Below are 25,397 nucleotides of genomic sequence, written 5' to 3' on the forward strand. Positions count from 1 at the left end.
TCGTCAGCCCAATCTGGCGCGCTTGGCACAATGATGCCGTTGTCAGGAGGGTGGAGTCCATCACATTACGGTGGGGTGATGAAGGCCGGGGGCCTTCATCACGTGCCCACGCGGAAGCCGGCATTGTGTTGGCGGTGTCGGTTGACGCGGCCGCGGATAATCGAAACGCATCCAAATGATCATCCGGTGACGTCAACAATGACCCGCTTTCACGGCCAGAACGCCGTTATCACCACGCCGCCTTCCGCGTGGGCACGGCGTGCCCACCGTACGGTTAATGCCGCCGACTTCGGTTCTACCAGCTCAGCTTCCCGGTCAGCATCTGCCAGTACATCACCCAGTCCGCCTTGAACGACAGCCAGGGCTGGTCGAAGGTCGCCGGGCGGTTCTTCTCGTAATAGAAATGCCCGACCCAGGCGCCGCCGTAACCCAGCACCAGCGCCGCCAGGATCGGGAATGCGCTGCCGCTCAGCAGCGCCGTGAGTAGCGCCAGGATCGCCGCCGAGGTGCCGATGAAATGGGCGCGGCGGCAGCGGCGGTCGGCGTGCTGGGTCAGGTAGTAGGGATAGAACTCGCTGAAGCTGGCGTAACGGACGTTCATTGCGTGATCTCCTCGTACTTGAGCGTGCCGGCAAACGCGATCAGCGCGTCGAGCACGGCGTCCGGCTGTTCGGCCATCAGGGAATGGCCGGCATCCACCGTTACGACCTTGCCATGGGCGATGGCGCCGGTCAGCGTTTTTGTCGAACGCGGCGGCGTCATCATGTCCTTCGCGCCGAAGATGAACACGGCCGGACACGCCACCGCGCGCGCCGCCGCTTCGCCGTTCGCATAGGCATTGCAGGCCGAGAAATCGGTGTGGAACAGCGCATCCGGATTGATGGCCGACATGCGCTGCATCAGCCGGCGCGACCCGCCCAGCACCGAAAAGCCCGGGCCGGGACTGGACGGCTTATGGGCGATGCTCGAGTGCGACCAGATGTTCACCATGTCGATGGCCGTCTCCTCGTCGTCGCGCGCGGTGTTGAGCAGCTGGTCCGACACCTTCATCGGGTAAGTCGTGCCGAGCATGGCCAGTCCGCGCACGCGCCCGGGTGCGCGCAGGCTCGCTTCCAGCGCCACCAGCGACCCCATGCTGTGCCCGGCGAGCAGGGCGTGCCGCACGCCGGCCGCATCCATCAGGGCCAGCAGCCAATCCGCCATCGCCTCGACGCTGGCCAGCGCCGGACCCGTGCTGCGCCCGTGGCCGGGCAAATCGACCGCCAGCACGCCGTAGCCGTGGTGCGCGAACCAGCGCGACTGCAGACCCCAGACCGAGTGGTCGTTCTGGGCGCCGTGGATGAAGACGACCGTCGGCAGCGCCGCGTCGAATGCCTTGCCGCCGTTGTAGGCGTAGGCATCGTGTCCGTTGACGTGATAGATCATGCTCAGGCCCCTTTCTGCGCGAGTTTCAGGCCGCGCGCCAGGTCCTCGATCAAATCGTCCGGGTCTTCCAGGCCGACCGACAGGCGCATCGTGCCTTCCTTGACGCCCGACGCCGCCAGCTGCTCGGCCGGCACGCGGAAGTGGGTGGTCGAGGCCGGGTGGATCACCAGCGACTTGGCGTCGCCCACATTCGCCAGGTGCGAGAACACCTTCAGGCCGTCGACGAAGCGGCGGCCGGCGGCGCGGTCGCCCTTCAGGGTGAAGGTGAAGACGGCGCCGGCGCCTTTCGGCAGCAGGGTCCTGGCCAGTGCGTGGTCCGGGTGGGTGTCGAGCTCGGGATACGACACCGACTCGACCATCGGGTGGGCCAGCAGGAACGCGATCACGCGGCGCGTGTTGGCGACGTGGCGCTCCATGCGCAGGCCCAGGGTCTCGATGCCCTGCAGGACGGCGAAGGCGTTGTGCGGACTCATGACGGCGCCGAAGTCGCGCAGGCCTTCGCGCCGCGCGCGCAGCGCAAACGCGCCGACGGTCGACTCTTCCGCGAAGACCATGCCGTGGAAGCCCTCGTAGGGCTCGCACAGCTCGGCGAAGCGGCCGGTGCGCGCATGCGCCTGTTGCCAGTCGAAGGTGCCGCCGTCGACCAGCAGGCCGCCGATGGCGGTGCCGTGCCCGCACAGGAACTTGGTTGCCGAGTGAAAGACCAGGTCGGCGCCGAGGTCGAAAGGCCGCAGCAAATAAGGCGTGGTGAAGGTGCTGTCGACCATCAGCGGCAGGTCGCACCCATGCGCCAGTTCTGCAATGCGCGGGATGTCGAGCACGTCGAGGCCGGGGTTGCCCAGGGTTTCGCCGAACAGCACCTTCGTTTCGGGACGGATCGCGGCGCGCCAGGCGTCGAGGTCGCGCGGGTCGACAAAGGTGGTGTCGATGCCGAAGCGCTTCAGGGTATAGGCCAGCAGGTTGTGCGAGCCGCCGTACAGCGCGCGCGAGGCCACGATGTGCGAACCGGCGCCGGCAATCGTCGACAGGCCCAGGTGCATGGCGGCCTGGCCGCTGGCGGTGGCGATGCCGGCCACGCCGCCTTCGAGGGCGGCGATGCGTTCCTCTAGCACGGCATTGGTCGGGTTCGAGATGCGCGAATACACGTGGCCGCTGCGTTCCATGTTGAACAGCGAGGCGGCGTGGTCGGAATCGCGGAAGGCGAAGGAGGAGGTGAAGTGGATCGGGGTGGCGCGTGCGCCGGTGGCCGGGTCGGGCGCGGCACCGGCGTGCAGCGACAGCGTGTCGAAACCGGGGTATCGTGGACCGCTCATGGTGTCTCTTTATGTAGTAATAATGCGGAAATAGTTATGTGCGGAATCGTAGCACCGAATGACGGGTTCGCACTCATTCGCGCTGCCGGTGAGGCAGTCTTCCTCGGGAAACTGGATTTTCTGCTAGTCTTGCGCTACATTCAACTCAGTCTTATCTAAAAGTATTTACAGTGAATAATTTATCTGACGCGGGGGTGGCGAGCATGAAAGTCTCCGAAATTCTTCAGGTCAAAGGCAACATCCTGTACACGGTGACGCCGGACATGCCGCTTGCCGAAGCGGTGAACACGATGTCGGAAAAGGACATCGGCTCGCTGGTGGTGATGGAGTACGGCGACCTGGTCGGCATGCTGACCTTCCGCGAAGTGATCAAGGTGTTGCACGAAAACGGCGGCTCGGTCGGCAACGGCACGGTGCGCCGCTACATGGACGACAGCCCGATCACCGTGACCCCGGACACCGAAGTCAACGAAGTGCGCCGCATGATGCTGGAGAAGCATGCGCGCTACCTGCCGGTGATGAATGCTAAGACCCTGCTGGGCGTGATTTCGTTCTACGACGTGGCGCGCGCGGTGCTGGAAGCGCAGAGTTTCGAGAACCGCATGCTGAAGGCGTATATCCGGGACTGGCCGGCGGAGCAGGCGGCGGAGGACTGAGTCCGCCGGCTTAACACTTCAGGCTGGGGTGTAGGCCTGCGGCTTGAATCGTACGGTGGGCACTCCGTGCCCACGCGGTACGTGCGCGACCTTGCACCTGCTGCGGTGACGTTTCGCTCGCAAACGTTGAATGAGGCTCGCGACGCAAGCGTGTTCGGCCGTTTGCATGCCGTGCGGGCGACGTTTCGCCGCAGCGGGTGCAAGGTGACGCACGTACCCGCGTGGGCACGGAGTGCCCACCGTACGGGACACGCCGCGGATTAAGTCAGGCCGCGTCGTTCAGCGCCTGTCCACCCAGCCAATCGTGCAAATCCTCCGGCGACAGCGGCCGCGAGAACAGGAAGCCCTGCGCCAGCGGGCAGCCCAGCGACGATAAAATCTGCGCCTGGCGCTCGTCCTCGACCCCCTCGGCAATCACCGACAGCCCCAGGTTGCGTCCGAGCTGGATCACCATCTCGGCGATGCTGCTGCCGCGCGCCGATTCCGTGATCTCGGACACGAAAGTACGGTCGATCTTCAGGCGGTCGACCTGCAGGCGCTGCAGGTGCGACAGCGACGAGAAGCCAGTGCCGAAGTCGTCGATCGCGATCGACACCCCGGTGCGCTTGACCTCGCCCAGGATCTCGGCCAGGTGGCGCGGGTCTTCCATCGCCATCGATTCGGTGATTTCCAGTTCCACGTAATCCGGCGGCGCGCCGGTCTCCACCAGCGCGCGGCGCAGCACCTCGACGAACTGCGGATGGCGGAACTGGGCCTGCGAGACGTTGATCGACATCGTGAAGTCGCGGTGGCCGGCCGCGCGCAGGCGCACCAGTTCGGCGCAGGCTTCGCGCAGCACCCAAGCGCCGATCTCGACGATCAGGCCCGAGTACTCGGCAATCGGAATGAAGCGGTCGGGCGGCACCATGCGGCCGTCGGCGAGGCGCCAGCGCAGCAGCGCCTCGGCGCCGAAGGGGCGGCGGCTGGCCAGGTCGATCTGCGGCTGGTAGGCCAGGAACAGTTCGCCGCGTCCGAAGCCGCTGCGCAGCGCGTGCATCAGGCTGACCCGTTCGCGGATCTCGACGCCCATGCTGCGCGAAAAATAGAAGTGGCCGCCGCGCTGCTGGGTCTTGGCGCGCTTCAGGGCGATGTCGGCGTCCTTCAGGGCGTCGGCGCCGCTGCCGTCGTGTTCGAGCAAACGCACCAGGCCGAGGGTGCTCGAGACCCGCACGTCCTGGCCGTCGATGGCGAAGGGCGAGGCGAACAGGGCGTGCAGGGCCTGCGGGTTGCAGGCGTCGTCGTCGCCCAGCACGGCGAAGGTATCGCCGCCGATGCGCGCCAGCGTCAGGCCTTGCAGGCGTTGCTGCAGGCGTTCGGCCACGGCGGCAAGGAGCATGTCGCCGAACTGGTGGCCGAGGGCGTCATTGCTCTCGGCGAAATGGTCGAGGTCGACCAGGGCCAGCGTGACGTGCGCATCGCTGTTGCCCTCGCTTCCCCTGATACCTGCCAGTCCGGCGTCGAGCTGCTCGATCAGGCTGGTGCGGTTCGGCAGGCCGGTCAGGCGGTCGAAGAAGGCAGCGTCGTTCAGGCGTCCGACCAGTTCCACGTTGTCGACCCCGACCGCCACCACGCTGGTGAAGACGTCCAGCAGGCGCCGGCGGCCCTCGGTCAGCGGCTCGCGCAGGCGCAGGCCGGCGGCGAAATCGCGGCCCGACTTGCCGGCGAAGTAGAGCGCGATGCGCTCCGGGGTGTACTGGCTGCCGCGCTCGGCCAGCGCGCGCGCCACCAGGGCATGCACCTCGCGGTCCGGGTGCTGCTGCAGGGCGCCGCCTTCGAGGTCGATGCAGTTGCCGGCCGCGCCGAGCACCTGCAGCGCGCCATTCTCACTCACGCACAGCACGCCCTCGGGCTCCTGCAGCAGCACGGCGGCGGCGTGGCCGAGCACGGCGCGGGCGATATCGCGCGGCACGTGCAGGTTCATCATTTCGGCGCCGGCGCGGGCAATGCGCTCCAGCGCCACCCGGCCCAGGCTGAGGGCGTGTAATTGCTGGTAGCAGCGCACGGCGGCCGCCACCGCCGTGTACAGCTTGGTGCGCGTGAGTTCCGACTTGGTGCGGTAGTCGTTGATGTCGAGGTCGCGGATGGCGTCCATCTCCGGCGCGTAGCCGGGCTGGCCGGTGCGCAGGATGATGCGGATGTCGGTCAGGCCGAGGGTATCGCGGATATGGTGCACCAGGTGCAGGCCGGCGTCGGGCTGCTCCATCACCACGTCGAGCAGGACCACGGCGATGCCGGGCACGCGCGCCAGCAGCTCTCTCGCCTCGCGCGCCGAGTAGGCATGCAGGAATTCCAGCGGGCGGCCCTGGACTTCGAGGCTGGCCAGGGCGAAGGTGGTGGTCGAGTGCACGTCGGCGTCGTCGTCCACGACCAGGATGCGCCAGCTGGGGCGGGTAGCGTGCACGGGTGCGGCCTCGGCGGGCGCTTCGTCAAGGAACACCAGGTCGTCGTGCGCGTCGGCGCCGGTTCCGGGCGTAATCGATGCGGGCATTATTGTTGCGTCTCCAGGATTAAGCTCGGCATGTCAATCGCAATCAAGTATAGCGGCAAAAGTTCCCGTTCGGCGCCTGTTGATTGTATGGATACAAAAATAAGTTCTGCAAGGCAACACTTTTGAGGCCCGAGCCCGTTCTGGCCAGAGGGCAAAGAGTGGTTCCGGCGCGCGCGCCGGCTGGTAGAATGGCCTTTTCGTCACTCGCACCGCATACCATGTCAGGGAATACTTTCGGCAAGCTGTTTTCCGTTACCACCTTCGGCGAGTCGCACGGCCCGGCAATCGGCTGCGTCATCGACGGCTGCCCGCCGGGCATGGCGTTGTCGGAAGCCGACATCCAGCCCGAACTCGACCGCCGCAAACCCGGCACCTCGCGCCACGTGACCCAGCGCCAGGAAGGCGACCGGGTGCAGATCCTGTCGGGCGTCTTCGAGGGCGTGACCACCGGCACCCCGATCGCGCTCCTGATCCCGAACGAGGACCAGCGCAGCAAGGACTACGGCAACATTCTTGATAACTTCCGTCCCGGCCACGCCGACTATACCTATTGGCACAAATACGGCGTGCGCGACCCGCGCGGCGGCGGGCGCTCGTCGGCGCGCCTGACCGCGCCCGTGGTCGGCGCCGGCGCCATCGCCAAAAAATGGCTGCGCGAGCGCCATGGGGTGGAGTTCATGGGTTGCATGCGCGCCCTGGGCGACATCGAGATCCCGTTCGAAGGCTGGGAGCACGTGGCCAACAATCCCTTCTTCGCCGCCACCGGCGACGCCGCCCTGATCGCGCGCATGGAAGCGGCGATGGACGAACTGCGCCGCGCCGGCGACTCGATCGGCGCGCGCATCGACGTGGTGGCGCGCGGCGTGCCGGTCGGCTGGGGCCAGCCGATCTACGACAAGCTCGATGCCGACATCGCCTACGCGATGATGGGAATTAATGCGGTGAAGGGCGTGGAAATCGGCGCCGGCTTCGCCTCGGTGGCGCAGCGCGGCTCCGAGCATGGCGACGAACTGACGTCAGGCGGCTTTGTCGGCAACCACGCGGGCGGGGTGCTGGGCGGGATCTCGACCGGCCAGGACATCACGGTCTCGCTGGCGATCAAGCCGACCTCGTCGATCCGCATTCCGCGCCGCTCGATCGACAAGGCGGGCGCCCCAAGCACCGTGGAAACCTTCGGCCGCCACGACCCCTGCGTCGGCATCCGCGCCACGCCGATCGCCGAGGCGATGCTGGCCCTGGTGCTGATCGACCACGCGCTGATGCACCGTGCCCAGTGCGGCGACGTGCGCGTCGAGACGCCGCGGATTTGATGGGATGCGGCGTCTTGTCGCGATCTGATCGGTGGGGACGAGTCCCCACCCTACGTTCGTCGCATCATGGGTTTTCCCATGTTCATCGTAGGGTGGGTTCTTGAACCCACCATGAGCAGACGCTGAGACGGGTTACCTACGCCTTGCCGGAAACCGCCGCCACTTCCGGATGCGCGCGCCGCTCGACCGTGCGCACCACCAGCGCGCGCAAGTCGTTCAGCAGGGCGAACTCGCCCTGGCTCAGGTGCACCGACGGGAAGGTGTCGTCCCAGTCGCCGTAGATGAAGCCGACCGGCTGCCCGTGCATGCACAGCGGGATCACAACGAAGCAGCGCGCCTGCGACAGGGTGCCGCGCCACCAGCCCGGCAGCTTGGCCGCGAACTTCGGGTCGCGCGCATTCTCGATGAAGATCACGCGGTCGCTGGCCAGCGCCGCATGGAAGACGTTCGCTTCGTAGGCGTCGTCGAAGGCCAGGTTCGGCAGCAGGCCCTTGGCGCCGTCGCCCAGGCCCATCTTGGCCAGGTACTTGCCTTCGCGCCGGTTGCGGAGAAAAGCGAAAGCGCGCGTGAACGACAGTCCCTTGAACATGGTTTCCAGCGCCATCGCCGTCATCTGGCCGGCGCTGACGTTCGGGCCGGCGTCGCGCATGTCGGCCACGCCGCTCATCAGGATGCGGTTGCCGGCTTCGCGCTTGCGCTGCACGGCATCGACCTGCGCGCGCTTTTCGGGCGGATTGGCCAGCGGCGCGATCGACAGGTCGCCCGCCGCCTCGACCTTCGCCTTGTCGACGGCGCCGAGGATCTGCTCCGGCTCCACGCCCAGCAGCGGCGCGAACGCGCTGGCCAGCTCGCGCACCTGCTCGGCGCCGGCGGCGTCGTCGTTCCACAGCGAGTTCGCGCAGCGGGTCGACATGGTGCCGAGCGCCGCCAGCCAGTCTTCGTGGCCGAAGACGTCGCCGCGTTCGCCCGGCTCGACGCTGCGCATGCCGGCCACCAGGTTGCGCGGCAGGCCCCAGTGCTCGGCGGTGGCGCGGCCGATCTGTTCCAGGCTCAGGCCCAGCAGGCCGGGCGCGGCGCGGTCCTCGTCGCCTGCGCCGGCCGCTTGCAGCGCGGCCCAGCGTTCCGGCATGTAGAAGGTCACCATCATCCGGCCCAGCGAATGCAGGATCGAGCAGACCACGGCTTCTTCCGGATCGCGGGTGGCGGCGCTTGCCGCCACCTGCTGGGCCACCATCCCGGCCAGCACCGCCTTTTCCATCTCGACGTGGGCGACCGCCGAGTCCGGCGTGCTCTTCGCCAGTTCCTCGATCAGCTTCAGGCCCAGGGCCAGGTGGCCGATGGCCTCGGTGCCCAGCACCAGCACCGCTTTCGACACCGTGTTCACGCGCTGGCCGAAGGCCGAGTACATGCCGCTGTTCGCCAGGCGCAGCACCTTCTGGGTCAGCACGGGGTCGGACAGCACGGTCTGCGTCATCGAGAATTCGCGCTCGTCCTCGCCGCGCATCGAGGCCAGGATGGCGTTGATGGCGCGGGTGAAGCCCGGCATGTCGCCCTGGCGGCGGATGCGCTCCCACAGCAGGTTCAGGGTGGCCTGCCCCCTGGCGTCGATCTGGGCCGTTGGCGCTTGCGTGATCACGGTCATCGCCTGCCTCCCCGCGGTGCGGACGGCGCCGGCGCCGTCGGATTGTCCTTTAAGGCGGCCAGCGCCACGTGGGCCGGCATCGGCTTGCCGGTGAGGTAGCCCTGGATGTAGCGGCAGTCGCGCGACTCCAGCCAGGCCAGCTGTTCCTCGGTCTCGACGCCCTCGGCCACCACCGACAAATCGAGGTGGCGCGCCATGTCGAGCACCGCGCTGCAGATCGCCGCTTCCTTCTGCGCCCCCGGCAGGTCTTTCACGAAGGCGCGGTCGACCTTCAGCACCGAGATCGGGAAGCGCTTCAGGTAGGCCAGCGAGGAGTAGCCGGTACCGAAGTCGTCGATGGCGATGCGCGCGCGGCGTTCGGCCATGCGCGTCAGGATGGTCTCGGCATGCAGCGGGTCGACCATCAGCGTGCCCTCGGTGATCTCGAGCACCAGCTTGTCGCCGGGCGTGCCGGAAAAGGCCAGGGCTTCGTCGAGCACGTCGAGGAACTTGTCGTTCCTGAACTGGCGCGGGCTGATGTTCACCGAGATGTACAAATCGCGCCCGGCCGCTTCCTCGAAGTGGCGGATCTGGGCGCAGGCCGCCTTCAGGGCCCAGGCGCCGAGCAGCGTGATCAAGCCGTTGGTTTCGGCGATCGGGATGAAGCGCGCCGGCGGCACCATGCCCAGGGTCGGGTGGTTCCAGCGCATCAGGGTCTCGAAGCCTTCGATGCAGCGGGTGCGGGCGTCGACGATGGGCTGGTAGTAGAGCAGGAATTCGCCTTCGCGCACGGCGTTGAACATCGCCGCCTCGAGCGAGATGTCGTGCTGCGGCGGGCCTTGGTCGCGCGCGCTCCAGACGATGGCGCGGCCCTTGCCGCTTTCCTTGGCGCGCGACAGCGCCGCGTCGGCCAGGGCCAGCAGGCTGTTGTCGTCCTCGGCATGCTGCGGGTACACCGCCACGCCGACCGAGGCGCCGAGATAGATCGTGTGGCCGTCGACCTCGAAGGGCGACTGCAGGGTGGCCAGCAGGCGCCCGGTAACCAGCTTGATCTGGGCCGCGCTGGCGGTGCCCGGCAAGACCGCGACGAATTCGTCGCCGCCGACGCGCGCCAGGGTGTCGCTGTCGCGCAGGGTCTTGCGCAGGCGGATGCCGGCCTGGCGCAGCACGGCGTCGCCGATCGGGTGGCCGAGGCCGTCGTTGACCTTCCTGAAGCCGTCAAGGCCGACGATCGCCACCGCGAAGCCCTGGCCCGAGCGGCGCGCATTCGCCACCACCATGCGGATGCGGTCGGCCAGCAGCAGGCGGTTCGGCAGTTCGGTGAGGGCGTCGTGGGTCGCCATGTGGCGCAGCCGTTCCTCGGTGGCGTACTGGGTGCTCATGTCGCGGCCGACGACCAGGAAGGCGTCGTCGCTGTCATCCTCGTCGCCGCAGGCGGCGATGCGCAGCTCGAACCAGGTCTCGCGTTCGCCGCCGTTGTGGCTGCAGCGCAGGCGCGTGCGCACCAGTACCGGCTCGGCCGCCGCCTGCACGTCGACAAAGGCGGTGCGCAGGGCGGCCTGGTCGAATTCGGAGGCGATGCTGGTCAGCAGCCGGCCTTCGAGCGGGAAGCTGGCGCCGATCAGGCGCTGGGCGCGCCGGCTGGCCTGGCGGATCTCGCCCGAGGAGGCGACGCGAAAGACCACGTCGCCGGCAGCCTCCATCAGGCTGTCGAAGCTGCCGCGTGCCCGGGAAGGGCGCGGCGGATCGAACGGCACGGCGGAGGAACTGGAGCGCATTGTTGAATTTCTGCCTTATTCTCGGCTTGCATGAGCTGGCACCCGGAGCAGGCGCAAGTGTGCAAGTTTATCAAACCACGGGAGACTTTATCACCGAAAAATTCCAATCGGCATTAAAAGTCACCATTGCGACACGCTGATTGCCCGCGACTTGCGCTACAGCAGGGGCGCCTTGCCGGAATCCGCGCTTTGCGCTAGCCTCTTGCCGGATCGTTAACAATACCCCGCTTCCCGGTCATTGTCGCCGATCATCGGCTTGTGGAGTGCGCATCGCCGTCGCAAATGATGCTTCTCTGCAACATTTTACACCAGGGAACGTCTTCCGGCAGGAGGCAGCATGAATTCATTCGATACGCATGAGGTGTTCAACCAGGCGCCGCCGTTTGGCGACATCAATCTGCTGCACTGCGATCCGGCCCTGGAAGCAGCACTGGTGCGCGAAGGCGCCGGCTGGGCGGCGGACGAACTCGCCGCCCTCGGCGAGCGCCTGGGCCGCTTCGAGGTCCTCGACCTGGCGCGGGTGGCCGACGCCAACAGTCCGCGCCTGGTGAATTTCGACCGCAGCGGGCGCCGCATCGACGAAGTCGAGTTCCACCCGTCCTGGCACACGCTGATGGAGCTGATGATCGGCGCCGGCGCCCATTCGGCGCCCTGGGCCGACCCGCGCCCCGGCGCCCAGGTGGCGCGCGCCGCGGCCTACCTGCTGTTCGGCCAGGTGGAGAACGGCGCCCAGTGCCCGGTGACGATGACCTATGCCTCGGTGCCGGCCCTGCGCCGGGCGCCGCCGCGCATCGCGGACAAGTGGCTGCCGAAGATCCTGTCGCGCGAATACGACCCGCGCTCGCTGCCGGTCGAGCAGAAGCGCGGCGCCCTGGTCGGCATGGGCATGACCGAAAAGCAGGGCGGGACCGACGTGCGCGCGAACACCACGCGGGCAAGCGAGATGGCGCCGTCCGAGGCGCGCGCGCGTTTCGGCGACGAAGGCGAGGGCGCCTGGCGCATCGTCGGCCACAAATGGTTCTTCTCGGCGCCGCAGTGCGACGCCCACCTGGTGCTGGCCCAGACCGACGCGGCGGGCAGCGCCGGCCTGTCCTGCTTCTTCGTGCCGCGCTGGCTGCCCGACGGCAGCCGCAACGCCATCCGCGTGCAGCGCCTGAAGGACAAGCTGGGCAACCGCTCGAATGCGTCGTCCGAGGTCGAGTTCTGCGATGCGGTCGGCTGGCTGGTCGGCGCCATCGGGCGCGGCATCCCGACCATCCTCGAGATGGGCAGCCACACCCGGCTCGATTGCGTGGTCGGCACGGCCGGCATCATGCGCGCCGCCTTCTGCCACGCCCTGCACCATGCGCGCGGACGCAGCGCCTTCGGCAAGCCGCTGGCGGAACAGCCGCTGATGCGCAACGTGCTGGCCGACCTCGCCATCGAATCGGAAGCCGCGACCGCCTTTGCCCTGCGCCTGGCGCGCTGCTTCGACCATCCCGGCGACCCGCTGGAAAGCGCGCTCGGTCGTCTGTTGACGCCGGCCGGCAAGTACTGGATCTGCAAGCGCGGCCCGGTGCTGGGCGCGGAAGCGATGGAGGTCATGGGCGGCAACGGCTACGTGGAGGAGGGGCCGCTGGCGCGCCTGTACCGCGAATTCCCGGTGAACTCGATCTGGGAAGGTTCGGGCAACGTGATGTGCCTGGACGTGCTGCGCGCGCTCGGCAAGAATCCGCAGGAATCGCGCGCGGCCCTGGAGGCCGAGCTGGCGCCGGCCGCCGCCCTTGACCCGCGCTTCGCCGCCTACGTGGCGCGCCTGGGCGAGGACCTGGCGTCCGTCAGCGAAACCGGCGCGCGCCGGATCGCCGAGCGCCTGGTGATCGCGGTACAGGGCGCGCTGCTGCTGCGCCACGCGCCGCCGTATGTGGCCGAGGCCTTCGTGGCGTCGCGCATCGAGCGCGACGTCGGCGGCGCCTTCGGCCGCCTACCGGACGGCGTCGATTGCGAGGCCATCCTGGCCAGGGCGCTTGTTGACCAGATTGAAATATCTGGATGAAGCAGAGACAAACTCGCGCCGCACTGGGATAATGGCGGGTTTATAAGCCACCGCGCGTGCCGCAGCGGTGGCGTCATCACGGAACCTAGATTGTCGATAATGAAACAAGACCCGCGCTTTCCCAGTCTCTACATCCTGAATCACCCGCTGATCCAGCACAAGCTCTCGCACATGCGCGAGCACGATACCTCGACCCGCACCTTCCGCGAGCTGCTCCGGGAAATCACGCTGCTGATGGGTTACGAGATCACGCGCGACCTGCCGCTGACCACGCGTCCGGTGCAGACCCCGCTGGTCACGATCGACGCCCCGGTGATCGCCGGCAAGAAGCTGGCCATCGTGCCGATCCTGCGCGCCGGCATCGGCATGAGCGACGGCCTGCTGGAACTGGTGCCGTCGGCACGCGTCGGCCACATCGGCGTGTTCCGCGACCCCGAGACGCACGAGCCGGTCGAATACCTGGTGCGCCTGCCCGACGTCACCGACCGCACCTTCATCCTGTGCGACCCGATGGTGGCGACCGGTAACTCGGCCGTGCACGCCATCGACGTGCTGAAGAAGCGCGGCGTGGCCGACGAGCAGATCCTGTTCCTGGCCCTGGTGGCGGCGCCGGAAGGCGTGCAGGTGGTGCAGGACGCGCACCCGAACGTGAAGGTCTACGTGGCTTCGCTCGACTCGCACCTGGATGCGCATGCCTACATCGTGCCGGGCCTGGGCGATGCCGGCGACCGTATCTTCGGCACCAAGTAAATGGCCGGGCCGGTCGATGCCGCCTTCTTTGCGCGCCTGACGCAGGCGGACGCGCGCTTTCGCGCCGGGCTGCCGGCCACGCTGGCCCAGCTGGCCGCGGTGCGCGAGGAACTGGCGCCGGCCGCGCCGGCGCCGGCACTGGTGGCCGAGCTGCAGTCGCTGCTGCACACCCTGGCGGGCGCCGCCGTGACTTTCGGTTTCCGCGAACTCGGCCACGGCGCGCGCGGCCTGGAGCAGCGCCTGCGCGTGCTCACCGCCTTCGATAGCGTGGGCGAAGACGACTGGGGCGCCTGGCTCGGCGCGCTGGACAGCTTCGTGGCGGCGGGCCTGCAGGCGCCGGCGCCGCGTTACCATAGCGCCGCATTTTCGCCCTTGCCGTAATTCAAGAACGCAAGCTCGGGTCATTTGATGCACCGCAAACTTGCTACCCTTCGTTGTCCTATATTCTCCTTACTGCCGAATCAAATACTGCCGCGCTTGAAAGTTGGTTCCAGGCATTGTTACGCGTTTTGTTTTTTATTTTGCGAAAAATGCGTTGCAGGGGTTTTATTCGGTATAATACGGGATCGTTGGGTTCGAGGTAGTAGTGCAGTCTGTCTGTCATTTCTTTCTTGCTTCTTCAAACGATCATAAACGGGCGCAAGCCCACTTAACTGAAATAGGAAATTGTAATGGCAACTGGCATCGTTAAATGGTTCAATGACTCGAAGGGCTTCGGCTTCATCACCCCTGATGAAGGCGGCGAAGATCTGTTCGCGCACTTCTCGGCAATCCAGAGCCAAGGCTTCAAGTCCCTGCAAGAGAACCAGCGCGTCTCGTTCGACGTGACCTCGGGTCCTAAGGGCAAACAAGCATCGAACATCCAGCCGCTGTAATTTTAGCCGCTGTATTACGATGAAAAAATCCTCGGCATGCCGGGGATTTTTTTTCGTCTATCGGTTTTGCGTTCGGGTAGCTGTTCCGTTAATTCCGATAATTTTGAGCGCTCAGCGGCGCCAATAATCCGGCTGCGCGTAAGTCCGGCGCAGGAAATCGACGAAAACGCGCACCCGCAGCGGCAGGTGGCGCCGTTGGGCGAATACCGCATAAATGTCGTTTCCGGGCGCGGCGAAATCGTCGAGCACCGTCACCAGTTGGCCCGCTTCGAGCTGGGCCGCCACTTCCCACATCGAGCGCCAGGCCAGGCCGCGCCCGCCGAGCGCCCATTCGTGCAGCACGGCGCCGTCGTTGCACACCATGTTGCCGGCCACTTTCAGCGTCACCGTCTTGCCGCCTTCGCGGAAGGTCCAGCCGCGCTGGCTGCCTTCGCTGCTGATCGCCAGGCAATTGTGGCGCGCCAGGTCGGCCAGGCTGTGCGGCGCGCCGTGGCGCTTCAGGTAGGCGGGCGCGGCCACCACCACGCGCTGGTTGTCCGCCAGCTTGACGCCGACCAGGCTGGAGTCGCCCAGGCTGGCGATGCGGATCGCCACGTCGATGCCTTCGCCCACCACGTCGACCACCCGGTCGTTCAGGTTCAGGTTGACGGTCAGGTCGCGGTGTTCGGCCAGGAAAGAGGGCAGCAGCGGCGCCACGTGCTGGCGTCCGAAGCCGGCCGGGGCCGACACCAGCAAATGCCCGGTGGCGTGGGCGCTGCGCTCGGACACGGCGCTTTCCGCCTCCTCCAGCTCGGCCAGGATGCGCTGGCAATCTTCCAGGAAGGCGGCGCCCTCGTCGGTCAGGGCCAGGCGGCGCGTGGTGCGCTGCAGGAGTTTCACGCCCAGGCGCGTTTCCAGCGCATCGAGGCGGCGCCCGATCATGGCCGGCGCAATGCCCTCGGCCCTGGCCGCCGCCGACAGGCTGCCGCGCGCCACCACCTCGACGAAGGTGGAAATTTCCCTGAACTTGCCCAAGCTCGCCTTTCGCATCTGTGACAAAAACGCACAGATGAAGTGAATAAATGTATCGTTTGATGACTTCCAGTTGAATATACTTGATGCTATGACAAACGCCAAGCGGGGGGCGATGAAGCATACCCTCCGGCCTGGCCGCAACGCTATTCAACCCATCGAGGAGCACGAGCATGACGATCGCAACCCCATCCGGCATGGAAATCCGCGCCGACATCCAGCCAGGCTATGAACAGATCCTGACCCCGGAAGCGCTGGCGCTGGTGGCAGACCTGACGCGCCGCTTCGAGCCGCGCCGCCAGGAACTGCTGGCCGCCCGCGTCGAGCGCGCCAGGCGCCTGGACTCCGGCGAGCGCCCGGACTTTTTGCCTGACACCGCCGGGATCCGCGCAGGCGACTGGAAGATCGATCCGATTCCGCAGGCCCTGGCGTGCCGCCGCGTGGAAATCACCGGCCCGGTCGAGCGCAAGATGGTCATCAATGCCCTGAACTCGGGCGCCGACAGCTACATGACCGACTTCGAGGATTCGAACGCGTCGAACTGGGACAACCAGATCACCGGCCAGATCAACATGCGCGACGCCGTGCGCCGCACGATCTCGCTCGAGCAGAACGGCAAGTCGTACAAGCTGAACGACAAGGTGGCGACCCTGGTCGTGCGTCCGCGCGGCTGGCACCTGGACGAAAAGCACATTCTGGTCGATGGCAAGCGCATCTCCGGCGGCATCTTCGATTTCGCCCTGTTCATGTTCCACAACGCCAAGGAACAACTGGCGCGCGGCGCCGGCCCATATTTCTACCTGCCGAAGATGGAATCGCACCTGGAGGCGCGCCTCTGGAACGACATCTTCATCGCCACACAGGAAGCCCTGGGCCTGCCGCGCGGCACGATCAAGGCGACCGTGCTGATCGAGACCATCCTGGCCGCCTTCGAGATGGACGAAATCCTGTACGAGCTGCGCGAGCACAGCGCCGGCCTGAACGCGGGCCGCTGGGACTACATCTTCAGCTGCATCAAGAAGTTCAAGCTGGACAAGGACTTCTGCCTGGCCGACCGCCCGAAAGTGACGATGACATCGCCCTTCATGCGCGCCTACGCATTACTGCTGCTGAAGACCTGCCACAAGCGCGGCGCGCCGGCGATCGGCGGCATGTCGGCCCTGATTCCGATCAAGAACGACCCGGCGAAGAACGACACCGCGATGGCAGGCGTGCGCAGCGACAAGGCGCGTGACGCCACCGATGGCTACGACGGCGGCTGGGTCGCCCATCCGGGCCTGGTCGAACTAGCGATGACGGAATTCACCAAGGTGCTGGGCGACAAGCCGAACCAGATCGAGAAACAGCGCGCGGACGTCGACGTCACGGCCGAGCAACTGCTGGACTTCAAGCCGGAAACGCCGATCACGGAAGAGGGCCTGCGCTACAACATCAACGTCGGCATCCACTACCTGGGCGCCTGGCTGGCCGGCAATGGCTGCGTGCCGATCCATAACCTGATGGAAGACGCGGCTACCGCCGAGATCAGCCGTTCGCAAGTGTGGCAGTGGATCCGCTCGCCGAAAGGTGTGCTGGAAGACGGCCGCAAGGTCACTGCCGAGATGGTGCGCGCCATGATTCCGGAAGAACTGGCCAAGGCAAAACAGGCAGCGCCGAATGGCGACAACCCGAGCTATGCGCGCGCGGCCGAGATCTTCGAAGAAATGTCTACCTCGGAACAGTTCGCCGAATTCCTGACGCTGCCGCTGTACGAAGAAATCTGATCGGGTTGAGCGACGAAGCCGTCCGGCAGCTGCCGGGCGGCTTTAATGTCGCAGTCAGAACACGTTCTTCCACTCGCGCAGCGCGGCAAAGGCTTGCAGCGGCGTTGCGCCCTGCGTCAGCTTGCCGGCTTTCACCAGCTCGCCCACGATCCCGGCCTCGCGGTAGCGAAGGAAGGGATTCGTGCGCCGTTCCAGCCCGATGCTGGTCGGCACCGTCGGCACGTCCAGCGCGCGCTTGGCGCTCTCGTCCCGCACGCGCAGGGCCAGCGCCTCGTTGCCGGGCTCGACCGCCTGGGCGAAACGCAGGTTCGACAGCGTATATTCGTGCGCGCAATACACTTCGGTGTCTTCCGGGAGGGCGGCGAGTTTTTCCAGCGACGCCGCCATCTGCTCGGGCGTGCCTTCGAACAGGCGTCCGCAGCCGCCCGCGAACAGGGTGTCGCCGCAGAACAGCCAGTGCAGCCCAGGCGTGCGCCGCACATAGGCGATATGCCCCAGTGTATGGCCGGGCACATCCAGCACATCGAGTTCGAGGCCGAGCTCCGGCACGGTGACGCGGTCGCCTTCCGCCAGCGGATGCGTGACTTCGGCAATGCCGTCGTCGCGCGGTCCATACACCGGCACCGGGAACCGCGCAAGCAGGGACGGCACGCCGCCGATGTGGTCAGCATGGTGATGGGTGAGTAGAATGGCGGTGAGGGTCAGGCCATGTTCGGACAGGGCGGCCAGGATAGGCGCGCTGTCGCCCGGATCGACGGCCGCGGCATGCGTGCCGTCGTGGATCAGCCAAAGATAATTATCCTTGAACGCGGGCACGGTCAGGACACTCAAATCATTGCGTGGCGCGTGCGCCTGCACGCTTGTCTGCGCGTTAGCTTGGGTATCGGTCATGGTTTCAATTGAGGGTAGGAATGGATAGCGCTGCTTCCGAAAAATCCATTATAGCGCTCGACGAATGGCTGCTTTCTCCGGCCGGCGCCTACGTGCGCGCCTTCGAGCAAGCCTGCCTCGACGAGTTGACCGCCGACATCTTCGGCTACAACGCTGTCCAGATCGGCGTGCCGCAGATCGATGCGCTGGCGGCCAGCCGCATGCCGAACAAATGGCAGGCCGCCACCCGCACCTCGCGCGCCAGCGAACTGGCGTTTGCCGCCAGCGGCAAGCAGATCGCCGTGGCGCTGGACTTTGCCGAGCTGCCGTTCGCCTCGCAAAGCCTGGACCTGGTGGTGCTGCCGCACGTGCTGGAGTTCGCGGCCGAGCCGCACCAGGTGCTGCGCGAGGTCGAGCGCGTGCTGATTCCGGAAGGGCAGGTGATCATCTGCGGCTTCAATCCGGCCAGCATGTGGGGCATGCGCCAGGGCCTGCAGCGCCTGGGCAGCCATGGCTACCTGCCGGCGGCGGGCGAGTTCATTTCTATGCCGCGCATGAAAGACTGGTTAAAATTGCTGAATCTCAGCGTGGGCGGCAGCCATTTCGGCTGTTATGCGCCACCGTTTCGCACCGCCAAATGGCTCGACCGTTTCGCCATGATGGAAAGCGCGGGCGGGCGCTGGTGGCCTTACCTCGGCGCCGTCTATATCGTGCATGCGATCAAGCGCGTCAAAGGCATGCACCTGATCGGGCCGGCGTGGAACAAGAAATCGAGCCGGGCGCCGCAAGCGGTGCCGGCGACGAATCGGAAATAAGCAGGAAATAAACAGGAACTAAAGAAAGTCAGCATGACCAAAGTGGAAATTTTTACCGATGGCGCCTGCAAGGGCAATCCCGGCACCGGTGGCTGGGGCGCGCTCCTGACCGCCGACGGCCACGAGAAGGAAATCTTCGGCGGCGAGCCGAATACGACGAACAACCGCATGGAATTGAAGGCGGTGATCGAAGCGCTGAGCACGCTGAACCGCCCCTGCGACGTGGTGCTGCACACCGACAGCCAGTATGTGCAGAAGGGGATTTCGGAATGGATCCACGGGTGGAAGGCGCGCGGCTGGAAGACCGCGGCCAAGGAACCGGTGAAGAACGACGATTTGTGGAAGGCGCTCGACCTGGCCCAGCAGCAGCACACGGTCGAGTGGCGCTGGGTGCGCGGCCACAACGGCCACCCGGGCAACGAACGCGCCGACGTGCTGGCGAACCGCGGCGCGGCGACCGTCAAGCGCTAGGCGCCACGAAATAAGAGGGGGCGGCTTGCGCTATACTGCCGCCTTGCCTCAACTCATCATCTTCACTATTAAGCTTCCATGCGCCAGATCGTTCTCGATACCGAAACCACAGGCCTGAACCCCCGCACTGGCGACCGCATCATCGAAATCGGTTGCGTCGAGCTGGTCAACCGTACGCTGACCGGCAACAACTACCACCGCTACATCAATCCCGAGCGCGAGTCCGACGAGGCCGCGCTCGCGGTGCACGGCCTGACCACGGAATTCCTGAGCGACAAGCCGAAGTTCGCCGAGATCGCCGAGGAACTGCGCGCCTACATCGAGGGCGCGGAAGTCATCATCCACAACGCGCCCTTCGACCTGGGCTTCCTGAACCACGAATTCCAGCGGCTCGGCTTCAAGCCCTTTGTCGAGTACTGCGGGCCGGTGATTGACACCCTGGTCTTCGCCAAGGAAATGCACCCAGGTAAACGCAACTCGCTGGACGCGCTGTGCGACCGCTACGGCGTCTCGAACGCCCACCGCAAGCTGCACGGCGCACTGCTCGACTCGGAGCTGCTGGCCGACGTCTACCTGTCGATGACGCGCGGGCAGAATTCGCTGTCGATGGATGTCGAGGTCGAGGAAACCGGCGGCGGCATGCTGCTCGACGCGGTGCCGCTGGGCGAGATCATCGTCGTGCCGGCTTCGGAGGAAGAGAACGCCGAACACGAACAGGTGCTGGCCGGATTGGACAAAGGCGTGAAAGGCGAATGTGTTTGGAGAAAATATTCGCCGATAGTTTGACGTTGGAGAAAGTTTTTGGCATAATACTCCTCGTTGTCAGGGAGGTTAGCTCAGGGGTAGAGCACTGCATTCACACTGCAGGGGTCGCAAGTTCGAAACTTGCACTTCCCACCAGAATTCAAGTTGTCGATTGGAGTAAGCAAGCCAGCCCGGCAGAAGCGCCGGGCGCATTGCGGAAAAGTCGGAAACAAGCGAAGAGGCCAGCTTTCGAGCTGGCCTTTTTGTTTGTGCGCGCGTTCCCGATCACCAAGCCTGCGGCATCTTGCGCACACCGACATACGCGTCCGGACACGCTGCAAATCTCACGCAGGACTGGCCCACGCCTGGGGTCAATCCCCGCTCTTTGCGCATCCTCAACAATGCTCCCTCACAAGCGTCTACGATTTCAACTTGGAGTTTCCAAGTAGAAATGTGCACGCGTCGGCAGGAGGAGTCATCCGTGTTGAGTACAACCACAGCGCGCGCGCCCCGTCGTCCCGGACTGAAGGGCAGGCGCAGGGACGTAGGAGGCAGGCCGGAACAGGGCTCGATTGCGATCATGACCTCGGTGGTCCTGATCCTGATCATTGCCATGTTCGGCATTGCGCTCGACCTCAGCCGGGCATACAACCGCAAGATGGAACTCCAGATGGTCGCCGACCTCGCGGCCCTGGCGGCCGCGAATGCGCTCGACGGGTCCACGGCCGGCGTCGACAATGCTGTTGCCGCCGCTGCCGCCACGGCCGGCACGTTCAGTTTTTCTTACAGTCACGGCAATGTATCCTGGAACCCGCAAGCCTTGAGTTTCAGCACGGCGCCCACCGGCGGTACCGGCGGCTGGGTCGACGCCACCGCGGCCAAGGCGAATGCGGGAAAGGTGTATTTCGTCCGCGTCGATACGGCGCGGCTCGATGCTGGCCATGGGCATGTGACGAACCTGCTGATGCCGGTGATGTCGTCGGCCTTTTCCTCGATCCAGGTGAGCGCCGTGGCGGTGGCAGGCAGGGATTCGGTCAATGCCTTGCCGCTGGCGCTCTGCGCCAATTCGAACACCCCTGCGACGCAGAACAGCGCCGGCGAGCTGGTCGAGTTCGGGTTCAGGCGGGGTGTCAGCTACAACCTGATGAACCTGAATCCGGGCGGACGCACGCCCGAGCATTTCCTGGTGAATCCGATCAGCCCGGTTGGCACGGTCGGTGCCTCGATGAGCGGCCATCTCGACATCATCGCTGCCTATGTCTGCACCGGAAAGATGGCGATACCGGGATTGCAGGGCGGTGCGGTCACGGTCGAGCGCGGCTTCCCCCTCGCTTCGCTGTATCCGCACCTGAATTCGCGCTTCGGCACCTATGTCGCGCCGTGCCAGGCATCGTCGGCGCCGGCCGACCCGAACCAGACCCATTTCGATCTCGCGGCGACGACCTGGATGAAGGATAGACCGGACGGCATGGTGGCCAACGCCCTGGCCGTTCCCGAGCCCTTGCTGACGTTCGCCGACCGGCCGGCCGGAGCGACCAGCACTTCGTACGGCCCCCTGTGGTCGTATGCCAGGGCAGCCAAGTATTCGTCCTGGTCCTCGAACAGGGGCGTCGAGCCGGTGACCGGCTACCTCACTTTCGGCACATCGGACTGGGGTGCGCTGTACAAGCCGGGCCAGCCGGGCGCGCAGGGCTATTCCAGCAGCACGCCCTACCAGACAACGGGTGGATCGACCGCCTACCGGACCGTTCATAACACCCGGGTGCTGCGCGTCCCGCTGCTGGGCTGCCCCGTCGACGGGGGACTGAAGGTCGGCGCGAACGTGATCGGGGTCGGGCGGTTCTTCATGACCGTGCCGGCGACGTCCACTTATGTCTACGCCGAATTCGCCGGGGCCGAGCCCTGGAGCGCGATCGGCGGCAGTGTGAGGCTCTACTGATGAACAAGATACTCTGGCGGGACGGGCGGCGCTACCAGCGTGGGTCGGTCGCGGTCGAGACGGCCATCGTCTTTTCCTTCCTGGTGCTCTTCGCGACCCTGCCGTCGATCTTCTGGGCCTTTTACTTCTTCAAGTACTCGGCCGCGCAAAAGGCCGTGCACCATGCGGCGCACTACCTGGCGACGGCGCCCAGGGCGGAGATGATGGGCGCGGGCCCCGGTGGCGAGCCGTTCGCCCTGGAGGTGGCCAGGAAGATCATTGCCAGCGAAATGGCTGGCATGGATCCGCCGGCGCCCGATTTTGGCTGCCATTACCGGCAGGCGCAAGGAACCGTCTTGCCGAAAACCTGCACAGTGACCAACAACCAGTTGAACACTCAGGCCCTGACCCAGATCAGCGTGTCGATCACCATGGGCTACGTCGATCCGCTTACCGGCGAGGACAGCGGCCTCTGGATCTCGCCCTTTGCACTTGTGCCCTATATCGGAAACTGACCATGAATAACGCCGGGGTGAGTATGCAGGATCGCCAGGCGGGAGGCGCCGCCATCGAATTCGCGCTGGTCGTGGGTTTCTTCCTGACCTTTATCTTTGCGGTACTCGAACTGGCCCGCATCGAATACCTGGCCAATACCTTGATGGAAGTAACCCGGCGCGCAGCCTCCGACGCGGCCAACGTCAGTTTCCATGACAGCGCCGCGCTGCAGCAAGTGCGGGCGCATGCGCTGTTTCGCAACGACGCGGGTCCGCTCGCCCTGGGTGACCCCCTCACCACCAGCAACGTCGCCATCGACTACCTGGCGCTGTCCCGGGACACCGGCGAATTCCGGCATGTCGCCACGCTGCCGTCCTGCCCGTCGCGCAACCGCTGGAACTGCGTCGCCGATCCCTACGCGGACAACTGCATCCGTTTCGTGCGGGCGCGCATCTGCGCGTCGGTGGATAACGCCGGCAATTGCCGCGCGCTTCCTTTCCAGGGCGTGTTTCCCTTCCTCGATATGTCCGGCACCGGCATGCCGATCGCCGAGACCATCGTCCCTGCGGGCAGCCTGGGCTACACCGTCGGCACTATGCCCTGTCCGTGACAGCGCGCCAAAAATCCGCATTCCTTGGCGCAGTTCGCCCGCATCGGTTAGCATCTGTCCAACGACCCGTCCGCCGCCGCGCTCTTCCTTGTCAACGTGGCAAGCTTTTGCGCGCCGCGGACCGGACCGTCACATCATTTCAAGGAATAACATGAGTAGTAACAGCAATTTCAGCGACGCCGACGACACCCAATTGCGCGCAGACGCGCTCGAATACCACCGCTCGCCGGTGCGGGGCAAGATCGAGGTGGTCGCCACCAAACCCCTGTCCAACCAGCGCGACCTGTCCCTGGCGTATTCGCCGGGCGTGGCCTACGCCTGCGAGGAAATCGCCGCCGACCCGGCCATGGCCGCCGAGTACACCTCGCGCGGCAACCTGGTGGCCGTGATCAGCAACGGCACCGCCGTGCTCGGCCTGGGCAACATCGGCCCGCTGGCCTCGAAGCCGGTCATGGAAGGCAAGGGCTGCCTGTTCAAGAAATTTGCCGGCGTCGACGTGTTCGACCTGGAACTGGCCGAAAACGACCCCGACAAACTGGTCGACGCCATCGCCATGCTCGAACCCACCGTCGGCGGCATCAACCTCGAGGACATCAAGGCGCCGGAGTGCTTCTACATCGAGAAGAAGCTGCGCGAGCGCATGAACATCCCGGTCTTCCATGACGACCAGCACGGCACCGCGATCATTTCCAGCGCGGCCCTGCTGAACGCCCTGAAGGTGGTCGGCAAGGACATCGGCAGCGTCAAGCTGGCGGCGTCGGGCGCCGGTGCGGCGGCGATTGCCTGCCTCGACATGATGGTCAGCCTCGGCGTGAAGCGGGAAAACATCTTCGTCACCGACTCGAAGGGCGTGATCTGGCAGGGCCGCGAGGCCAACATGGAAGCCAACAAGGCACGCTATGCGCAAGACACCTCGGCCCGCACCCTGGCCGACATCGTCGACGGCGCCGACGTCTTCCTCGGCTGCTCGACGGCCGGCGTGCTCACTGCCGAGATGGTGAAAACCATGGCCGCGCAGCCGGTGATCCTGGCCCTGGCCAATCCGGAACCGGAAATCCGTCCGGAAGTGGCGAAAGCCGCGCGTCCCGACTGCATCGTCGCCACCGGCCGTTCGGACTATCCGAACCAGGTCAACAACGTGCTGTGCTTCCCGTATATCTTCCGCGGCGCCCTCGACTGCGGCGCGACCCGCATCACCGACGAGATGAAGCTGGCCTGCGTCGGCGCGATTGCGCGCCTGGCCGAAGCCGAGGCCAACGACACCGTGGCCGAGGCCTACGCCGGCCAGGACCTGACGTTCGGCCCCGACTACATCATCCCGAAACCCTTCGATCCGCGCCTGATGGCCGCCATCGCCCCGGCCGTGGCGCAAGCCGCCGCCGACTCCGGCGTGGCCGCGCGCCCGATCGACGACATGGACGCCTACCGCGCGCGCCTGGGCGAGATGATCTACCACACCGGCTTCTTCATGAAACCGGTGTTCGCCAAGGCGAAGGCGGTCGCGCGCCGTGTCGCCTACGCCGAGGGCAGCGACGGCCGCGTCCTGCGCGCGGTGCAGACCGTGGTCGACGAAGGCCTGGCCAAGCCGGTGCTGATCGGCGCCGCCGACGCCGTCGAACAAGCCATCAAGCAGGCCGGCCTGCGCCTGGCGCGCGGCGTCGACTACGAGCTGGCCGAACCGGACGGCAGCGGCGACGCCACCCTGCAGGGCACGCGCCTGCTGCAGTCGGGCGCGGTCGACGCGCTGATCTGCGGCATGCAGGGCAGCTACGACAGCCACCTGGCCCACGTGCGCAGCGAGATCGGCACCGCGCCGGGCGCCGGCGCGCTGGCGGCGATGAACGCGCTGGTGCTCGACAAGATGACCCTGTTCATCACCGACACCTACGTCAACGACAACCCGTCGGCCCAGGAACTGGCCGACATCACGCGCCTGGCGGCGACCGAACTGCGTCACTTCGGCCTGGAGCCGAAGGCGGCGCTGCTGTCGCACTCGATCTTCGGCTCGTCCGAGCGTCCGTCGGCGCGCAAGATGCGCGAAGCACGCGAACTGCTGGCCGCGAGCGCACCGGAGCTGGCGCTGATCGGCGAAGTGCACGGCGACGCCGCGCTGTCGGAAGAGATCCGTCGCCTGTACCAGCCGGCCGGCGAGGCAGCAGGTGCGAACGCGGGCGGCTTTGCCGGCAGCGCCAACCTGCTGGTGATGCCGTCGCTGGATGCGGCCAACATCCTGTTCAACGTGCTGAAGGTCACCGCCGGCAAGGGCGTGACCGTGGGCCCGATCCTGCTGGGTGCGGCCAAGGCGGTGCACATCCTCAGCCCGAGCGCGACCGTGCGCCGGATCGTCAACATGACGGCGCTGGCGGTGGCAGGCGTGCGTTAAACAACAAAGGCGTGGGGCGCGGGTTAG

At 66.1% G+C, this 25,397-nt stretch carries 22 protein-coding genes and 1 tRNA gene; 15 read left to right on the plus strand and 8 right to left on the minus strand.

Annotation, left to right across the window (positions count from 1 at the left end):
* Positions 1 to 295 precede the first annotated feature (295 nt).
* Genes QPK31_RS12340 through QPK31_RS12350 form a run of 3 tightly spaced genes read right to left on the minus strand, consistent with a single transcriptional unit; the run spans position 296 to position 2,738 of the window.
* A complete protein-coding gene (locus tag QPK31_RS12340) occupies positions 296 to 601 on the minus strand; it encodes a DUF962 domain-containing protein (RefSeq protein WP_290423233.1) in 306 nt (101 codons plus the stop codon).
* The gene (locus tag QPK31_RS12345) at positions 598 to 1,425 is read right to left on the minus strand and encodes an alpha/beta fold hydrolase (protein WP_290423234.1); all 828 of its coding nucleotides are present in this window, start codon (positions 1,423 to 1,425) and stop codon (positions 598 to 600) included. Before QPK31_RS12345 ends, QPK31_RS12340 begins: the two co-directional genes overlap by 4 nt.
* Positions 1,426 to 1,427: 2 nt before the next feature.
* Complete coding sequence (locus QPK31_RS12350) at positions 1,428 to 2,738, minus strand: O-acetylhomoserine aminocarboxypropyltransferase (protein ID WP_290423235.1); 1,311 nt, start codon at positions 2,736 to 2,738, stop codon at positions 1,428 to 1,430.
* A gap of 203 nt (positions 2,739 to 2,941) precedes the next feature.
* Here QPK31_RS12350 and QPK31_RS12355 point away from each other — a divergent pair, with 203 nt between their 5' ends.
* Positions 2,942 to 3,394, plus strand: coding sequence for a CBS domain-containing protein (locus tag QPK31_RS12355; protein WP_229435461.1), 453 nt, complete (start codon positions 2,942 to 2,944; stop codon positions 3,392 to 3,394).
* Positions 3,395 to 3,659: 265 nt separating this feature from the next.
* Here QPK31_RS12355 and QPK31_RS12360 read toward each other — a convergent pair whose 3' ends face one another.
* Positions 3,660 to 5,921, minus strand: a complete 2,262-nt coding sequence (locus QPK31_RS12360; protein WP_290423236.1) for a bifunctional diguanylate cyclase/phosphodiesterase — start codon at positions 5,919 to 5,921, stop codon at positions 3,660 to 3,662.
* Between the two features lie 218 nt (positions 5,922 to 6,139).
* On the opposite strand from QPK31_RS12360, the gene aroC reads away from it, so the two are divergent.
* Positions 6,140 to 7,231 carry a chorismate synthase gene (gene aroC / locus QPK31_RS12365; protein ID WP_290423237.1) on the plus strand — a complete coding sequence of 364 codons (1,092 nt, stop codon included), beginning with the start codon at positions 6,140 to 6,142 and terminating at the stop codon, positions 7,229 to 7,231.
* 136 nt (positions 7,232 to 7,367) lie between these two features.
* Here the strand turns inward: aroC and QPK31_RS12370 are convergent, their stop codons facing one another.
* Together QPK31_RS12370 and QPK31_RS12375 are read right to left on the minus strand one after the other, a co-directional pair.
* Positions 7,368 to 8,873 carry an HDOD domain-containing protein gene (locus QPK31_RS12370; protein WP_290423238.1) on the minus strand — a complete coding sequence of 502 codons (1,506 nt, stop codon included), beginning with the start codon at positions 8,871 to 8,873 and terminating at the stop codon, positions 7,368 to 7,370.
* Positions 8,870 to 10,630, minus strand: coding sequence for a putative bifunctional diguanylate cyclase/phosphodiesterase (locus tag QPK31_RS12375; protein WP_374045803.1), 1,761 nt, complete (start codon positions 10,628 to 10,630; stop codon positions 8,870 to 8,872). The genes QPK31_RS12370 and QPK31_RS12375 overlap by 4 nt, the downstream gene beginning before the upstream one ends.
* A gap of 337 nt (positions 10,631 to 10,967) precedes the next feature.
* On the opposite strand from QPK31_RS12375, the gene QPK31_RS12380 reads away from it, so the two are divergent.
* From QPK31_RS12380 to QPK31_RS12395, 4 genes are all read left to right on the plus strand, one after another.
* Positions 10,968 to 12,665 (plus strand): isovaleryl-CoA dehydrogenase, encoded by a 1,698-nt coding sequence (locus QPK31_RS12380; protein ID WP_290423239.1) that lies wholly within the window; start codon positions 10,968 to 10,970, stop codon positions 12,663 to 12,665.
* Positions 12,666 to 12,764: 99 nt separating this feature from the next.
* A complete protein-coding gene (gene upp / locus QPK31_RS12385) occupies positions 12,765 to 13,415 on the plus strand; it encodes a uracil phosphoribosyltransferase (RefSeq protein WP_290423240.1) in 651 nt (216 codons plus the stop codon).
* Complete coding sequence (locus tag QPK31_RS12390; RefSeq protein ID WP_290423241.1) at positions 13,416 to 13,796, plus strand: Hpt domain-containing protein; 381 nt, start codon at positions 13,416 to 13,418, stop codon at positions 13,794 to 13,796.
* Positions 13,797 to 14,086: 290 nt separating this feature from the next.
* Positions 14,087 to 14,290 (plus strand): cold-shock protein, encoded by a 204-nt coding sequence (locus QPK31_RS12395; RefSeq protein ID WP_036166698.1) that lies wholly within the window; start codon positions 14,087 to 14,089, stop codon positions 14,288 to 14,290.
* Between the two features lie 111 nt (positions 14,291 to 14,401).
* Here QPK31_RS12395 and QPK31_RS12400 read toward each other — a convergent pair whose 3' ends face one another.
* Entirely contained in the window at positions 14,402 to 15,304 is a 903-nt protein-coding gene (locus tag QPK31_RS12400; RefSeq protein WP_290423242.1) for a LysR family transcriptional regulator, read from the minus strand.
* 170 nt (positions 15,305 to 15,474) lie between these two features.
* On the opposite strand from QPK31_RS12400, the gene aceB reads away from it, so the two are divergent.
* Positions 15,475 to 17,064, plus strand: coding sequence for a malate synthase A (aceB, locus tag QPK31_RS12405; protein ID WP_290423243.1), 1,590 nt, complete (start codon positions 15,475 to 15,477; stop codon positions 17,062 to 17,064).
* 54 nt (positions 17,065 to 17,118) lie between these two features.
* Here the strand turns inward: aceB and gloB are convergent, their stop codons facing one another.
* Entirely contained in the window at positions 17,119 to 17,955 is an 837-nt protein-coding gene (gene gloB, locus QPK31_RS12410; RefSeq protein WP_290423244.1) for a hydroxyacylglutathione hydrolase, read from the minus strand.
* 20 nt (positions 17,956 to 17,975) lie between these two features.
* On the opposite strand from gloB, the gene QPK31_RS12415 reads away from it, so the two are divergent.
* The 8 genes from QPK31_RS12415 (at position 17,976) to QPK31_RS12450 (ending at position 25,370) form a co-directional block, all read left to right on the plus strand.
* Entirely contained in the window at positions 17,976 to 18,749 is a 774-nt protein-coding gene (locus QPK31_RS12415) for a class I SAM-dependent methyltransferase (RefSeq protein WP_290423245.1), read from the plus strand.
* Between the two features lie 33 nt (positions 18,750 to 18,782).
* Positions 18,783 to 19,220, plus strand: coding sequence for a ribonuclease HI (gene rnhA, locus QPK31_RS12420; RefSeq protein WP_229435473.1), 438 nt, complete (start codon positions 18,783 to 18,785; stop codon positions 19,218 to 19,220).
* Between the two features lie 78 nt (positions 19,221 to 19,298).
* On the plus strand, positions 19,299 to 20,006 hold the full coding sequence (dnaQ, locus tag QPK31_RS12425) for a DNA polymerase III subunit epsilon (protein ID WP_290423246.1): 708 nt from the start codon (positions 19,299 to 19,301) through the stop codon (positions 20,004 to 20,006).
* Between the two features lie 39 nt (positions 20,007 to 20,045).
* Positions 20,046 to 20,120, plus strand: a tRNA-Val gene (locus QPK31_RS12430).
* Between the two features lie 295 nt (positions 20,121 to 20,415).
* Positions 20,416 to 21,903, plus strand: a complete 1,488-nt coding sequence (locus QPK31_RS12435) for a TadE/TadG family type IV pilus assembly protein (protein WP_290423509.1) — start codon at positions 20,416 to 20,418, stop codon at positions 21,901 to 21,903.
* Positions 21,903 to 22,397: a TadE/TadG family type IV pilus assembly protein gene (locus QPK31_RS12440; RefSeq protein ID WP_290423247.1), complete on the plus strand. Its 495-nt coding sequence runs from the start codon at positions 21,903 to 21,905 to the stop codon at positions 22,395 to 22,397. Before QPK31_RS12435 ends, QPK31_RS12440 begins: the two co-directional genes overlap by 1 nt.
* A 2-nt stretch (positions 22,398 to 22,399) precedes the next feature.
* Complete coding sequence (locus tag QPK31_RS12445; RefSeq protein ID WP_290423248.1) at positions 22,400 to 22,987, plus strand: TadE/TadG family type IV pilus assembly protein; 588 nt, start codon at positions 22,400 to 22,402, stop codon at positions 22,985 to 22,987.
* A 151-nt stretch (positions 22,988 to 23,138) separates the two neighbouring features.
* The gene (locus QPK31_RS12450) at positions 23,139 to 25,370 is read left to right on the plus strand and encodes an NADP-dependent malic enzyme (RefSeq protein ID WP_290423249.1); all 2,232 of its coding nucleotides are present in this window, start codon (positions 23,139 to 23,141) and stop codon (positions 25,368 to 25,370) included.
* Positions 25,371 to 25,397 lie beyond the last annotated feature (27 nt).

The sequence above is a fragment of the Massilia sp. YIM B02769 genome (genome assembly GCF_030411995.1).
GTDB lineage: Bacteria > Pseudomonadota > Gammaproteobacteria > Burkholderiales > Burkholderiaceae_D > Telluria.